Origin of the sequence: Vibrio sp. V12_P9A6T4 (assembly GCF_963874835.1) — a bacterium.
GTDB lineage: Bacteria > Pseudomonadota > Gammaproteobacteria > Enterobacterales > Vibrionaceae > Vibrio > Vibrio anguillarum.
The window spans coordinates 52046-67849 of record NZ_CAWNJO010000036.1; the positions used below are offsets into that span (position 1 = coordinate 52046).

Annotated in this window: 14 protein-coding genes; all 14 read right to left on the bottom strand. The window is 43.6% G+C overall.

What is annotated here, in order from left to right; genetic code table 11:
- Positions 1–7: 7 nt before the first annotated feature.
- Complete coding sequence (locus tag AACQ42_RS03780) at positions 8–1417, bottom strand: sigma-54-dependent transcriptional regulator (RefSeq protein WP_064625770.1); 1410 nt, start codon at positions 1415–1417, stop codon at positions 8–10.
- Positions 1417–2475, bottom strand: coding sequence for a sensor histidine kinase (locus tag AACQ42_RS03785; protein WP_013856306.1), 1059 nt, complete (start codon positions 2473–2475; stop codon positions 1417–1419). Before AACQ42_RS03785 ends, AACQ42_RS03780 begins: the two co-directional genes overlap by 1 nt.
- A gap of 129 nt (positions 2476–2604) precedes the next feature.
- Positions 2605–4071: a sigma-54 dependent transcriptional regulator gene (locus AACQ42_RS03790; RefSeq protein ID WP_088729045.1), complete on the bottom strand. Its 1467-nt coding sequence runs from the start codon at positions 4069–4071 to the stop codon at positions 2605–2607.
- Between the two features lie 248 nt (positions 4072–4319).
- Positions 4320–4730 (bottom strand): flagellar export chaperone FliS, encoded by a 411-nt coding sequence (fliS, locus tag AACQ42_RS03795; protein ID WP_010318718.1) that lies wholly within the window; start codon positions 4728–4730, stop codon positions 4320–4322.
- Positions 4731–4740: 10 nt separating this feature from the next.
- Positions 4741–5046 carry a flagellar protein FliT gene (locus AACQ42_RS03800; RefSeq protein WP_013856304.1) on the bottom strand — a complete coding sequence of 102 codons (306 nt, stop codon included), beginning with the start codon at positions 5044–5046 and terminating at the stop codon, positions 4741–4743.
- A 1-nt stretch (position 5047) separates the two neighbouring features.
- Positions 5048–7048: a flagellar filament capping protein FliD gene (fliD, locus tag AACQ42_RS03805; RefSeq protein ID WP_094165175.1), complete on the bottom strand. Its 2001-nt coding sequence runs from the start codon at positions 7046–7048 to the stop codon at positions 5048–5050.
- A gap of 22 nt (positions 7049–7070) precedes the next feature.
- Entirely contained in the window at positions 7071–7499 is a 429-nt protein-coding gene (flaG, locus tag AACQ42_RS03810) for a flagellar protein FlaG (protein WP_013856302.1), read from the bottom strand.
- 74 nt (positions 7500–7573) lie between these two features.
- Positions 7574–8704 carry a flagellin gene (locus tag AACQ42_RS03815; protein ID WP_026028066.1) on the bottom strand — a complete coding sequence of 377 codons (1131 nt, stop codon included), beginning with the start codon at positions 8702–8704 and terminating at the stop codon, positions 7574–7576.
- Between the two features lie 285 nt (positions 8705–8989).
- Positions 8990–10123: a flagellin gene (locus tag AACQ42_RS03820; RefSeq protein WP_013856299.1), complete on the bottom strand. Its 1134-nt coding sequence runs from the start codon at positions 10121–10123 to the stop codon at positions 8990–8992.
- Between the two features lie 243 nt (positions 10124–10366).
- Complete coding sequence (locus AACQ42_RS03825) at positions 10367–11500, bottom strand: flagellin (protein WP_094165177.1); 1134 nt, start codon at positions 11498–11500, stop codon at positions 10367–10369.
- Positions 11501–11625: 125 nt separating this feature from the next.
- Positions 11626–12528 carry a Dyp-type peroxidase gene (locus AACQ42_RS03830; RefSeq protein ID WP_094165179.1) on the bottom strand — a complete coding sequence of 301 codons (903 nt, stop codon included), beginning with the start codon at positions 12526–12528 and terminating at the stop codon, positions 11626–11628.
- A gap of 66 nt (positions 12529–12594) precedes the next feature.
- Entirely contained in the window at positions 12595–13062 is a 468-nt protein-coding gene (locus AACQ42_RS03835; protein WP_094165181.1) for a DUF2919 domain-containing protein, read from the bottom strand.
- 240 nt (positions 13063–13302) lie between these two features.
- Positions 13303–14841 (bottom strand): EAL domain-containing protein, encoded by a 1539-nt coding sequence (locus AACQ42_RS03840; RefSeq protein ID WP_094165183.1) that lies wholly within the window; start codon positions 14839–14841, stop codon positions 13303–13305.
- Positions 14842–15152: 311 nt separating this feature from the next.
- A complete protein-coding gene (locus AACQ42_RS03845) occupies positions 15153–15557 on the bottom strand; it encodes a response regulator (protein WP_094129071.1) in 405 nt (134 codons plus the stop codon).
- Between the last annotated feature and the right edge of the window lie 247 nt (positions 15558–15804).

The window sequence follows — 15804 nt, forward strand, 5'->3', positions numbered from 1 at the left end:
TTTGGGGTTAATTCGGGATATCAATTCCTGCATCACGCATTTTCGCTAATTTATAACGCAGTGTCCTAGGGCTAATTCCGAGCTTGTCAGCCATCTCTTTACGGCGGCCTTGGCACTCGACTAAAGTATCCATGATAATGGTGTATTCTTGATCTCTCAGCTCATCACCCAATGCAGCGCCATTGTTATTAAACAGCTTGTTCACTTCGACTTGTGCTACAGGCTTAATCTCTGGTGTGGCAATATCGCTGCGCTCTACGACTTGTTGCAGGCTGCTAGCATCTTGCCAATCAACCCCTTCCAACAAGATATGTTCACTTGCAATGTCTCCTTGCTCACTCAAGATCAGCGCGCGTTGCACGACGTTATCAAGTTCACGGACGTTGCCCGGCCAAGCGTAACTAAGCAACTTGTTAATGGCTTGCGGCGCGATACGAGGCACAGGTAAACCAAGCTTAGTGCAGTGACGCTCTACAAGGTGGTGAGCCAGCGGTTCAATATCCCCTTTGCGGTCACGTAGCGCTGGCCATGAGATTGGGAAGACGTTGAGGCGATAATATAAATCATCACGGAAATTGCCTTCCTGCACATACTGCTTTAGGTCGCGGTTGCTGGTCGCCAATACGCGGACATCAAGCTTAATGCTTTTACGCCCACCCAAGCGTTCCACTTCACGCTCTTGGAGTACACGCAGCAGTTTTGCTTGTAGGTTCAGATCCATCTCGCTGATCTCATCGAGTAAAATGGTCCCACCTTGTGCTTGTTCAAATTTGCCCGGACAAGCTTGTACCGCTCCTGTAAATGCCCCTTTTTCATAACCAAATAAGGTGGCTTCGAGCATGTTGTCTGGAATGGCGGCACAGTTGATCGCCACAAATGGCCCATCTTTACGCGGAGATGAGTTATGAATGTAGCGAGACATGACCTCTTTTCCTGAGCCGCTTGGGCCCAAAATCATGACGTTAGCATCGGTTTTTGCCACTTTGTCGGCAAGTGACAATAAGCGCAGGCTTTTCTCATCGGCAACAACCGCATCACCATTATCATCCGATTTCACTGGCGCGTAACGGCTAACCATGTTGAGTAGCACTTCGGGGGCAAAGGGTTTTGCCATGTAATCAATGGCGCCCTCTTTCATCGCCGAGACCGCATCTTCAATATTGGCGTACGCCGTCATCAGCAACACGGGTAAATTGGGCCAATGCTGTTTGATGTTGCGCAGCAGTGCAAGGCCACCCATGCCAGCCATTTGAACGTCAGAGACAACAATATCAACAGGATGTGCTTTGAGTTTAATCAGTGCATCTTCGGCGCAATCAGCTTCCAGCCATTCATAACCAGCCAGCGCCAAAGTATCGACTAACGCTTCGCGTAGACCTTCATCATCTTCAACGATTAAGACTTTGCTTTGAGCCATCATCCTTCTCCAGTCTCTGTTGGTGAAGAAGGGGCATGACGCTCGAGTGGAATGCACATAGTAAAGCAAGCACCCTCCCCTTCTTCTGAAATTAATTCCAATCGCCCATCATGGGCGCGGCAGACCATTTGTACCACCGCTAACCCTAACCCCGTTCCTTGTGAACGAGTGGTAAAAAACGGTTCCATAATTTTACTTTGCAACGCAGCAGGGACTCCCGGGCCACTGTCTTGTACCGAGATTTTCAGCTCACCATTTACCGGGCGAAAAAAGACATCAATTTGCGACGCCTTACCCGCAATTTGTATTGCGTTCATCACTAAGTTACTCAGTGCAGAGGCAATGGCATTTGCATTTCCTAACACCACTGTCCCTTCTTGTTCCACTTCCTGATGATAATCAATTGCGCTATTTTTTAATGCCGTTTCCACCATGGGAACAAATTCGCTGACCAAGTCTGTCACTGTAAACGGCTGAATGACTTTATTGTCACCACCTTTGGCAAACAACAACATATCATTGACTTGTTTTTCAAGATCATGAAGCCTATCCATCAGCTTAGACTGAAAACGCTCTCTTGTAGCGTTTGGCAAGTTAGGCGCACCTAAATTTGAGGCATAGAGCATGGCACTGGATAACGGTGTACGAACTTGATGTGCCAAAGACGCCACCATTCGACCGAGTGAGGATAAGCGCTGTAAATCACTGATGCGTGATTGAAGTAACCGAGTTTCGGTTAAATCGGTGATTAATATCAATTGGCCTGTTGCTGATGCTGAAATGGCTAATCTAACTTTACGACCATTGCGCAGCGAGATTTCATGCCCATCATCTTCTCTCGGCGCAAAGGCACTTTGAATGACGGAATACCATTTTTCACCCGCCAATGGGACTTGCAATAACCGCTGAGCTTCAGGGTTAGCTTCTCTGACTACGCCTTGAGTATCGAGCAAAATGACGCCAGCAGGCATCACATCAAGAACCTGTTTATAGCGCTCAACTTGATCCTCTACAGAATCCAAGTGAGATTGATTAATGGGTGTGTCAGGAGACTGCATGTCGAAATTCTACCTATAAAACAACAATAGCCTAACACGCAAAATACATGCCAGGCTATTTTTCTTTAAAATCAAAGAATTAATCCATTGCCAATATATTGACTAAACTTTACCCATGCTGTTTTTGAATCACCGTTGCATATTGTATTTACGCATTTTTTCAACCAAGGTCGTACGGCGCATACCCAGCATATCAGCGGCACGCGCTACCACTCCGCCTTGAGCTTCAAGGGCTTGGTTGATCATATTGACTTCCAAGTCCGCCAATAGCTCTTTCAAATTCACGCCTTCAGGAGGCAATGACTGCGGTGCGTTGAGGTTTTCGTGCATCTCTTCGACGTCTTCAAAACTGAAGTTTTCAGAGAAAATACCCGCCAGCACATCACGTTCTTGGTCTTCAACAGAGCCATAGCAGCTGTGCTCTGGTTGGAATTCTGGAATATCACTATAGCGGTATTTAGTTGGTAAATGATTGACGTCGACGAGACTATTTGGATAGAGAATGATCATCCGCTCAACTAAATTCGCTAGCTCACGAACATTGCCAGGCCAATTATGTTCCATTAACGAATTGACTGCTCGCGGGGTAAAACAAAATGGCTGTCCACCTTCCGCTTCCATACGTGTCATGAGTTCTTGTAACAGCAATGGAATGTCGTCTTTGCGATCTTTTAGCGCTGGCATTTCAATTGGGAAAACATTGAGTCGATAGTAAAGATCTTCACGAAATGATTCATCATCAATCATGTTTTCTAAATTGCGGTGAGTCGCTGACACCACACGCACATTCACTTTAATGGTGGTGTTACCGCCCACACGTTCAAAGCAGCGTTCTTGTAACACACGCAACAACTTTACCTGCATCGACATCGGCATATCACCGATCTCATCGAGAAATAAAGTACCGCCTTCGGCAAGCTCAAAACGACCTTTACGCGCGGTTATCGCTCCGGTAAACGCCCCTTTTTCATGACCAAATAATTCACTTTCAAGTAAATCAGCCGGAATCGCACCACAGTTAATCGGCACAAACGGACCGTTGCGGCGTGCAGAATGATAATGGATGTTACGCGCAACCACTTCTTTGCCCGTTCCAGATTCACCTAAGATCAACACATTGGCTTCTGTGCCTGAGACTTGCTCAATCAAATGGCGAACTTCTTGGATACCATGACTTTGGCCTACAAGGCTACGAAATAAGGTATTCTTACGCGATGTAGAGGGAACTTGCACGCCTTTGCGTCCTAAAAATTCTTTGCAATGTCGTAATGCGTCACTCAGTTGAGGGTAATTAAGAGGTGACTCAAGTTCACCGACGTATTGAGTAAATTCTTCCAATGAATATGGCTGCTTGTTTGCCATTAGAAGTGGAATATAATTGGCCTTAGTCAACCACTGAGCTATCTCATCAGTTAACTGCTCACTTTTTAGCGATCCAATAATGCAGCCCCCCCACAATCTTGAACAATCAATATCCTTGATTTGGGATGACTCGATCGCCTCGCAGTGCTCTCCAACAAATTCTAAAATGTTACTTAGATTGAGACGGATCTGCGGATCGTCTTCTATCACAAGCAGTTTTGCTAAACCTTGCATAGGTGAGAATATTTGCCTTAAATCAGAGAAATTGTGGCCGCACTTCTGAAAATCGTTATTCAGTTTTGTTTTTCTATAATCACTTGATTAAACGATAGACAATTTGTGGAATTCAGCAACAAAAAAAGCCATTAGGCTAGTAATGGCTTCTATTCTATGGAATAAAAAAAATAAGGCAACCAAGCAATGAGCTGGTGTGACATCAGTTAAAACTTTAAAAAATAAGTGCCTAAAGTTTTATAAATAACTTATATGCCCACTTCGCTTGCCGTCAGATTGTGGTATTCAGGAGGGATTTGATCCCATGCTGATTTAATTTCTCGAATGATGTCGATCACATCATCCAGTGGTTGCGGGTCATTTTGATGATTCGCTTCGGTGATCTGAGTGATCATAAATTCATAAAGCTGATCTAAATTTTTTGCAATATCCCCGCCATCACTCATCGATAAGCAACTGCGTAAGCTAATAATGATATCCAATGCTTTACCAAGGCGTTCACCCTTACTTGGAATATTCCCCTGTAGCATTGCTGCTTTTGCTTGAATAAGGCGTTCAATGGCACCCGCCATCAACATTTGTACGACTTTATGCGGCGAGGCCGCACTGAGCTGGCTATCCACTGATACCTTTTTGTATGCCTGTAAAGAACCGCGCATAGTCTTCCTCTTATAAAAACTTTTTGTATTGCTGAACGGATTTATTACCGTGTCGGTATTTTTGGAGCGTTCTACCGATCTCGACCGTTTTTGACTGCATCAGTTCAACAAGATGTTTAGTTTCATCAATAGCCTCTCGCCATTGGCTCGACATTGCAAACTGTGGATTTTCTGACGCATGCGTCAGTAAGTTTTGCAATATCCGTTCCCTTTTATCGACAAGATGATTGATTTCTTCAGTATTAATTTCATCAATGACAAGCATTGCTCTTATTTGGTGATCTAGATCACTTAAAAGGTCGAGTTGCTGTTCCATATCAGCCGCCTAACGCATTCATCATACCAGCTAATTGGTTCTGCATTTTACTGGTCGCGTCTTGCATTGCTGAAAACTTAGAATGCGTTCGCTTCTCCAAACTGTCCATGCGGCGATCAAGTGCCGCTTGGTCGTCCGCCACACGGTAGTTGCGTTCTACTAAGCTTTTTTCGCGTGTGCGAATCGACCCTGTCACCCCCGTCATGCTCTGAATAGCATCTTCAACCCGTTTGGCAAATCCTTGGTTTCCACCAAAGAACTCACCTAGCTTATTAAAGTTGTTATTGAGTTGGCGATCTAGCATGTCGTAGTTAATTTCAAGTGTCCCTTGGCGTGTGGTGGTAATACCAAACTCAATCAGACTTTTGATCTCTTCTGGAGCCTGCTCAATTCTAGTCGAAAAAACACTACGTAGGCGGGAGTCTGCACTGCGCACAATACTGTCACCCGCCAGTGGCCCTGCTTGGCCAGTCCGAGGGTCAACGCCTCCAAGTTCTTTAGAGACCTGATAAAACTGATTATACGCCGCGACAAATTGTTCAATATCATCGCGCACGGTTTTGCGGTCATATTCGATGCCAATTTCAGCCGGTGGTTTGCCTTTGGCCGTTTGCCCTTTAAGGGTCAAATCAACCCCTTCAATCGCATCTTCAATCACGTTGTTGTTGCTAGAAAGGGTCGCCACACCGTCCAAAACCACCACGGAATCTTGGCCTGCTTGTACTTGAGTCATACCTTGATAGGCGTCAAACGATGCTTGTGCCGCTCTAAGCTCAGCATCTGCTTTGTCCACTTTATCTAAATACTCACGCTCTTGCGGGTCAAGCTTTTCACGCTCTTTCTGCTTGGCTTGCTCTGGCGTCAGTTCACCACTACGCACCGCCGCCGCAACCGCGGCTTTTTCAGCTGCTAATTGCTGTTCAAGCTTGGCTTGCGCTTCTTTGGGGGTGACATAGGAGTCAACCAAAGTACCAGAAGCGGTATTGGTCCAACCGGGCACATCTGGCGCTTTTTCTAACGCAGTTGCATCAAGCTCTGGCTCAGGTTCATAGTAGGAATCGAGCAAGGTGCCAGAGGCGGTTTCAGTCCACCCAGGAATACGATCTTGCGGTTTCAGATATTTATTGGCAGCAACACCGGCGGCGGCAGCAGCTTTGACGGCGGCGTCGGTTAATTCACCGGCAGCATTGGCGACTTTACCGTCGGCAGCTACTTGCCCGGCGACTTCTTGAACACCACTCGCCATACTTTGGTCAACTTCGCGTGCCGCCGCACCTATTTTCTCGGCGACTTTTGCAGCGATAGCTTGTTGAGATGGCGTGAGTGGTGCAATGATTTGTTGCGCTGCAGCGCGTGCTTTTTCTAAATCTTTAACGCGTTCTTCCAGCGTTTTGTACTCTAGATTTTTGAGCGGATTTCCGGCATCAGACTGAGCATTAATTTTAATGTCATGATCTTTTCCAGATAGATTAGAGGCCACAATCAAACGTGGCCCTTCAACATCATTGATTACCGAAGCACGAACTCCGGGATTGGTTTTAGTGCTGTTAATACCGCGAACGATATCAATCAATTTTGAATTGGCTTGGACATCAACATCAAACTTCTGATCACCAAGTGAAATCTGCAGCTTACCAGGACCAAACTTTGCCTCTTTCTCTAAAACATCCGAGGCAACTTTATGGCTCTGTGCAAGCTGCAACACATCGATAGCATATTTACCTGCTATTGCGTCAGTGGTGGCTGTCGCGGAGACGACATTTTCATCAGTAGTATCGACTTTTCGCAAAGCGAAAGCCTTCTCCTGACGAAAATTCGTCATAAGATTTTTCATCGTATCCAGCGACTCTTTGAGCCGGCCGTAGGCACTGATACTGGCATCAATTTGACCAAGCTCATTATCAATACGTTGCTGCTTAGGAACGCGCTCTGCATTGACAATTTTGCTGACCAAGGAATTGATATCCATGCCAGTATTCATACCCATCGGGCCTAAGCTCATTAAATCACCTCAAAAACTACGATTACACCTTAGCAACCAATAAACCTGTACTGTGGTCTTTTTGTCTGGCAAGGCGTCGCAAAACCTCTAGCATTTCCTCGTTCGGGATCTGACGAATAATGTCACCAGTACTGGCTTCATAAATCGTTACAACATCCCGTCCTGATTCTTCATCGACTCTAAACGCTAAGTCTTTGTTGATAGATGAGATAAATTCATTCATCTGCTCTACCATCTTGGCTCTTTCCGATTTGTTGATCTGCTCTCGTTGCTGTGCAAGCTCGATTGCCGCTTCAACGCTTTGGTTTTGCCTATTTCTTAACTGTTCAGTACGATTCACCTCATTTTGTTTCGAGGAAGCGCGTGTCGCGCCATCGTTTTCTGAAGCAAATTTAATGCCACTTTGCGAGCCGTAAGGCTGGATGTTCGATGTGTAGGATGGTATTTCCATAACAATCTCCCTTCCACCTCATAGGTTGGCAGTGAAAACACTGCTTTCCCCACAAAGCTCCATTCGCCTATCGGTTAACCCAATAGACTAAGAGCTGCAGATGGTGACTGCTTCGCCTGTGCCAAAACTGACGTACTCGCTTGCTGCAAAATCTGCGACTTCGTCATTTGGGTTGTTTCACGGGCATAATCAGTATCCTTAATTCGACTACGAGAAGCGTTGACGTTCTCGTTGATGTTATCAAGGTTACTGATGGCATGACCGAAACGGTTCTGGAATGCACCTAACGAGGCACGTTGGCTATCAACGGCCTTTAGTGCACCATCAATCAAAGCTACAGCTTCCTGAGAGCCGCCAACCGTTGTGACATTGATGTCTTTGACGGTTACGTCTTTACCTGCAGCAAAACCAATTTCAGTACCCAGTCCACCACCAATAGTGACATCGCTTGAGACTTTTTGATTGGCGGCAAACAGTTGCAGTTTACCTTCATCACCGACTGAAGCTTTGATGTCACCATTTTGACCATTAATGTAAGTAGCGACTTCTTCTAAATCATCACCCGCTTTAGCGTTAATGGTGACTTCGCGAGCTTCTCCTTGTTTATCAGTATAGCTCAGAGTCAGATCCGTCGCATTGGTGACTGACCAGTCAGGCGCTTTGCCATTTGTCGCGACATAGCTCTTACCGCCCATCGCTTTTGTGTCAGAACGCATGTCGCTCATGGAAAGCATCACAGCTTCACCAGAATCGGCACCAATTTGGAAAGATTTATTACCAAACGAACCATTTAGCAGTTTATTACCACCAAACGAGGTTGTTTCAGCAATACGGTTTAATTCATCATTGAGTGCTGAGACTTCCTCTTGGATCGCTTGGCGTTCTGAACTTGAGTTAGAACCGTTTGCTGATTGCAAAGAAAGATCTCGCATACGTTGCAAGATATTGGTGGTTTCATTCATTGCACCCTCTGCGGTTTGTGCAATGGAGATACCATCATTTGCGTTTCTTACCGCCATATCTAAGCCACGGCTTTGTGACGTTAAACGGTTTGAGATTTGTAGACCCGCTGCATCATCACGCGCGCTATTGATTTTATAGCCCGATGACAGACGCTCCATCGATTTCTGCGTACCATCAGCGGCATTATTTAAATAACGCTGCGCGGTCATTGCAGACACGTTAGTGCTTACATTAATTGCCATATTGATCTCCTTAGGCATTGTGTTGATGTACTTCCGTGTCTCTCACCTCACGTCGGTACACCTCATTTCTCTCGTATCCTTTAACGGCGAAAGATTTATATCCTTTAGAAAAAAATAAGCCTTTTTTTAAAATTTATGCAGCGAGCATGAGAAATGTGATTAGCGTCAAAAAATAAGAAGGATAATGCTGCATCGACTAACACTTTTTCCACTTTGCCACTAAGCAAAAAAATCCAGCCGAGGCTGGATTTTCATTAAGGGTAACTCTTGAGCTATTGGGCTCTTTTAGCCAAGTAAGCTAAGTGCCGCTTGTGGAGCTTGTTTTGCTTGAGCCAGCACTGAGCTTGATGCTTGAGAAAGAATTTGCGACTTAGTAAGCGCTGTTGTTTCTTTGGCAAAGTCAGTATCTTTAATACGGCTCTTAGAAGCACTCACGTTTTCGTTAATGTTATCTAAGTTGCTGATTGCATGGCTAAAGCGATTTTGGAATGCACCTAATTGTGCGCGATGGCTATCTACAAATTGCAGTGCAGCATCAACAATGGCAACCGATTCTTGAGCGCCACCCACAGAGGTCACATCAATGACATCTACGGTAACAGCTTGACCAGCTTGCATGCCGAGCTCACCAGCAAGACCGCCTGCGAATGTTACAGGGCCTTCTACTTTATTACTGCCAGCGAAGACTTGTAGTTTTCCTTCATCATCAACTGATGCTTTCACCATATCAGTTTGGCCGTTGATGTAAGTCGCCAACTCTTCAATATCATCGCCTTCTTTAGCTGAGATATTGATAGTCTGATCTGTACCTGAAGTATCTTTCAGTGTGATTTGTAGATCGTTGCTGCCGGCTTGAACTGACCAATCTTTATCTTTGCCGTTCGCCGCTTGGTAGCTTGTGCCGCCCATCATAGCATTGTCACTACGCATGTTGTTTAGGCTAAGCATGACGGCTTCACCGTTATCCGCACCGATTTGGAATGACTTAGTTTCAAAAGTACCGTTAAGTAATTTGTTACCACCAAATGATGTGGTTTCTGCGATACGGTTTAATTCGTCATTCAGAGCGGTGACTTCTTCTTGAATCGCTACACGGTCTGCTTTTGAGTTTGAGCCGTTAGCTGATTGTAGTGACAAGTCACGCATACGTTGCAAAATGTTGGTCGTTTCATTCATCGCACCCTCAGCGGTTTGTGCAATAGAAATACCGTCATTCGCATTACGTACTGCTACGTCAAGACCGCGGCTCTGAACATTCAAACGGTTAGAGATTTGTAGGCCTGCCGCATCATCTTTTGCGCTGTTGATTTTAAAGCCAGAAGATAGGCGTTCCATTGATGTTTGTTGTGCATTGCTAGCGCCGTTTAGGTAACGCTGTGCTGTCATCGCTGATACGTTGGTATTTACATTAACTGCCATGGTGATTACTCCAATTGATTTTCCGATGTTTCCGGTTTCCGACGTCTCGGAAAACCAAATAGTTCTCTCAAAGTTACTTTTTATAACGGCGGTACTTTCCAAAGCTTGAGGATTTTTTTTCAATTTTCTTAAAAAAAATGTGTTTAGTGTAAAAAACAGGACAAGAGGTCAAAAACTCATCAGAAAGGTAATAATTTCGCTAAAGATTTGTTGATAAAAGTCGATAATTGTTGATTTTTATCGCTAGCGGAGTAAGGCCAATGCTAGGTTTGGCTGTTTTTTGGCTTGCGCAAGAATAGAGGTACTGACTTGTTGTAGGATTTGCTGTTTTACCATTTGGGTGGTCTCTTTCGCATAGTCCGTATCTTTAATTCGACTGTTTGAAGAAGCGAGGTTTTCATGTACGTTGTCGAGGTTGTTGATGGCGTGGTTAAAACGGTTTTGCAACGCGCCTAACTCAGAGCGATGGCTATCAACGTACTGCATTGCGGTATCAATGACGGCAACCGCCCGCTGCGCACCACCGACTTCGGTAATATCAAGAGTGTCTACTGCTTCATATCCCGTCACATTCATTTGCAACTGATTGGCTAAGCTACCTTTAAAATCAATAGTCCCAGAGGTTTCTTTACCCGCCATGAACAGCTGTAGCTGTCCTTTGTCGTTGACTGACGCCGATACTTTATCGGTTTGCCCATTGATGTAGGTTGCCAACTCTTCAATATCGTCCCCTACTTTTGCTTGGATCTGAATGTTGTGCTGTTTTCCCTTGGCATCGGTATAGCTCATGGTGAGCTGCCGGTTATCTTGTGTCACCCGCCACTGACTATCCGCCATGCCTGCCGCAACATAGCTAAAGCCCCCCATATCCAAACTGTCTGAACGCATATTTTTTAACGAAACTTGCACTGCTTCACCAGAGCTCGCCCCTATCTGAAATGAGGATTGACCAAACGAACCATTCAGTAACTTACGACCACCAAAAGAGGTGGTTTCAGCAATTCGGTTTAATTCATCGTTCAAGGCGCTCATTTCTTCCTGTAAAGCTTGCCTATCCGCTTTACTGTTCGCGCCATTCGCCGACTGCAAAGAGAGATCTCGCATACGCTGAAGCAGGCTGGTTGTCTCTTGCATTGCACCTTCAGCAGTCTGCATGATTGAAATGCCATCATTAGCATTGCGTACAGCGACATCTAAGCCCCTCATTTGCGACTCAAGACGATTCGAAATTTGTAAACCCGCAGCATCATCTTTGGCACTATTAATACGCTTCCCGGAAGCAAGACGCTCCAAAGATTGATTCAACATTTCGCTTGCTGAGCCTAAGTGACGCTGCGCAATCAAAGCGGGAACATTGGTATTAACGGTAATTGCCATAACAGACCCATGCCATAGAATGAATGATCTCTTTATCGGACAGTAGACGCTTTTCTTTACATAAAATGCTTAAAAAAGAAAAACCGAGCACAAGGCTCGGTCCGATAGTAGGTCAGTATTGAAACTTACTTTAGTTCAAGATGTTGCAGCATCTCAGCTGAAGGGGCAAAAAAGTACGCACCCGTTACGGCCTTGGTAAAGCGCAGCAGTTGGTCTGTTTTACCATCCGCCACACCATACATACTTTCCAACATCACTTTAAAGTTATGCAGCGTATGGCAATAAGCAATGAATAGTAAACCGTGCTCACCACTCACCGTACCGTAAGGTAAGCTATGACGAACAATTTTCAGCCCTTTCCCCTCTTCTTTTATATCGACACGGCCAACGTGAGACGCTGGAGGTACATTATCAAGCTCAATCGAATCAGGCTTAGTGCGCCCAATCACTTTTTCTTGCGCCGCCACATTTAAGCGATTCCACGCTGGAAGGTTATGCACAAAACGCTGCAACATCACATAGCTGCCGCCAGCAAATTCACCATCAGCAATCAGTGCAACTTCTTGACGTTTTTCGGCTTTAGGGTTTTCAGTGCCATCGATAAAGTCCGTCATATCTCGCGCATCTAAGTAACGAAATGAGTAGGTTTCATCCACCATTTCAACCAACTCAGCCACGGGTTCCATCCATTTACGCAACACATAAAACAGCAAGTCATGACGATGAGAATGGCAGTGAATCAACACATCCACCTCGGTACTTGGTGCTATGGTTTCGCCTTTACCAAGCTCAGGAAAATCAATCAGCTCTTGTGGTATGCTTTGGTTTAAACGCTGCCAAAAGGTGCGAGTAAATGCGACCGACACGGTTAATTCAGCGCCGGGTTGATGTTGATTTATCTCATTGACTAAAGCGGGCAATGCTTTTAATTGCGCTAAAACATGCGCCGGATTTTGCTTTACTTTTAAAAGGCTAAACAGTGCAAACGGACCTGCTTCAGGCAGAATCGCGGTTTGAGGTTGTGTCATAAAATATCCTCACTTACTTATTTTTGCTCAGTGTAATTCAGTTTTTTGGGGCGACCTTGATTGGGATCACGCCTTGTCTATGGGCGGGATAGAAAAACAATCACGCACACTTTTACTCTTCAGTAGATATAGACCAAACCATAACAGCACCAACAGTGTGCTTGCATTGGCCCAATTAAAAACGCCGTGCTCTAAATAGATATGATAAAGCGTTTGTATAAATTGCAAGATAACCATAAGTAACGTCAGCGGTTTTCCCATGCTGACGATGCGGTTTAGCCACGATCGTTCAGGAGCACGTAAGCTGATAAGCCACATCAGAATGATACTTGGCAACCCCATAATCAACCCCAAATAAAGCATCGAATGGTCTGGGTAAACAATGGTTAAAATCGTCGTGCCATTATCTCGGCTTGCTCCTGCCACCACGAAAACAACCCAAGCTTTTGCCAAAAATAACCAACCAAGCCAGATAAGTTTAGGGGCTTTAAGAAAACCATGTTGGTCGTATCGCTCTAACGCATAACGCATCAATACCTTCGCTCTTTTAAAAAAACGTTTTTACTTTAGCGAATCGATTTCAAATAGCTAGCCAGATCTTTTGCTCTTGACCAGTTTCTAACTTGAATGCACGCAAACGACTCGGAATTGCGGGTAGGCAGGATAATCCTCAAAGATTTTCAATAAACGTTACACAGGTCTACTAAACAGTGGTATGGATGGGAAGTCAGATATCACAACCAAATCAGGTCGCTAGTTTAAAAACTATCGTAATTATTTAGCATGACATTGGTCTTGATACGCCTGTAAGAATTCCGATAGAGGCACAGGTTTTGCGAATAAAAAACCTTGTAAATAGTTAACATTATGATTTTTTAGATATTCAGCTTGCTCAGCCAGCTCAACGCCCTCAGCAACAAGATCAATTGATAAACGCTTAGCAAGTTCAATCGTATTTTCAACCAAGTGTTCAGCAATAGGATCCTTTCCTATGTTTTTAATGAATATTTGATCAATTTTTAAGTAGTCAAGATCGATTTTTTGTAAGTTTATCAGACTGGAATGGCCAGTTCCGAAGTCATCAATCGCTATCTTACAGCCCAAACGTTTTATGTTACTGAAAAGTACATCTGTTGCATCCGAAAACTCAAGAACCTCTCGTTCAGTAAGCTCTAAAACAAGCACTACTTTCTCTGTATCGATATACTCAACAAAAGCCTTACATTGGTTAAAAAGATCTTGACCATTGCAATGTTGAGGCGAAATATTTATCCCTACATGAAACGGATGAGGTAAGGAGTCCTTATAATTATTCAACTGCTTAGCGGTTTCGTTAATGAGCAATTTTGTCATAGGAATAATCAACCCAGACTCTTCAGCTTGAGGAATAAAAAGATCCGGACGAACCACACCTTGAATAGGGTGAACCCACCTTATCAAGATTTCTATACCCATAATTTCATTGGTTGAGGCATTAACAATCGGTTGAGCATAGGGTACAAATTCTTCTTGACGAATTGCACGCTGAAGTTCCGAATCTAACGTTTTTGGGCGGTTAATAAGCCACCAATAACAAATCGAAAATGACACCTGCATAAATACAATCAAGAAAATATAGAACTTTCTCTCATTCCAAAATGCAGACCAGGATGATGGGTAACCAAATCCTGCATAAATTGTAAATGGGAAACGTTCTGATTTAATCTGTTGAATAGCAGTCAGTGCAAGCGTTGGATCAGTTGGATACATTACACCGTCCTCACCTAACCAAAACTCCCCCAACTGTAAAAATAGAGATAAAGCATGAGCAGAAGATTGAAGTAACGCTTGTTGGATGTGTAATCCGTCAATACCGCTAAGTGACACATTATCATTTTCCACATTACGAACGACAATCAGTGGATGCTGCAAGTCTACTTGACTGCCTGACATTAATAAGAGCTCACCTGAGATATAAGTCTGCGGGTTATCAATAAATGATCGTTCTCCCCAAAGAGATGTACAATATATCACTCCATCATGAGCTAAATTTGTCGTTCTTACAAAAGGGCTCGTCGCTACAATTTTTCTTAATTCTACGATAATTTCATCACAACTCTCATTATGACTAACGAGAGAAAGTGTTTTCTTATTCGCTTCTTTACCGTAATAGAGAATAGAATCAATGTTTGATGCCGCACTTACAGCGTACTCTTTTGATTTTTCTTGTAGGGAACGAAAAAAATAGTAATGAGATAACTGCAAGATAAGAAAGCAGGGGATCACTGTCAAAAAAATGAAATGAAATGACTTTAGCTGGCCTTTTGTAGTCATTATTTGCTCCATATAGTTGGTAGAGTGTTATTTATTAACCTATTAATCACTCCATCCCCACAAATTATTAAAGTTAACATTGTTCACTTATTAATCACCAGCTCCTCAGTTTCACCCTCAAAGATGAAATTAGGACAACCATAAAATGCACTAATTTATTAAAAATAGTGAAAAAGGCAAAGTATCAACACCATATATCTTGATGTATGTCTCATCTCTTTTTATAAAAAACTACGAAACAAATGATAGGATTTACTACGCCTAACACTTCATGTGTTGTTAAAAATACTGAACTTCAGGACGCTTTCTCCTCAATTCAGATTAGGGAAAAAACCTATGTTTTTCACAATCTGTTGAACATTCTTAAAAGTAAAAGGTTTGGTGATCACAAAATGTTCACAAAAATTCAGATCGTCCTCGAATTGCCTAATCTGAGCCTCATTGGACAATAAAATTAATGACGACAAACCATACTTAACCAGTTGCTTATCATTAATAGCATCTAACATAGATATAATGATGCTTGTCGGATCTTTTTTTACAGAATCCAAATCGTAAATCACAAGGTCATGACTACCTGTATCCGTTCTCTGTTTTATCACATTAAGGTCATTACCACCGGAAAGTTGAATATGGGTAATATGGTTCAATGGTCTGAGCGCAGAACGCAGCAACTCTCTGATGATAGGATATTCACTAACAACTAAAATGTTCATCTTTATTCTCCACGATAATTAAAGGCCACATTGGGTCATAAAAGAAAAACAAGAGTTAGATTTGCTAAAATCCATATACATATACTTTGACACTTGTTTTTTCCGCACTTAATGAATAACAATGCCTAAAGTCAAAGCCGCGTAATTACGTTTTATAGAACATCGAGTCAAATCGAGTCAAATCGAGTCAAATCGACATTGAGATGGCGTTATCAACCAGATACTTCACACTCAGGACACAACCATT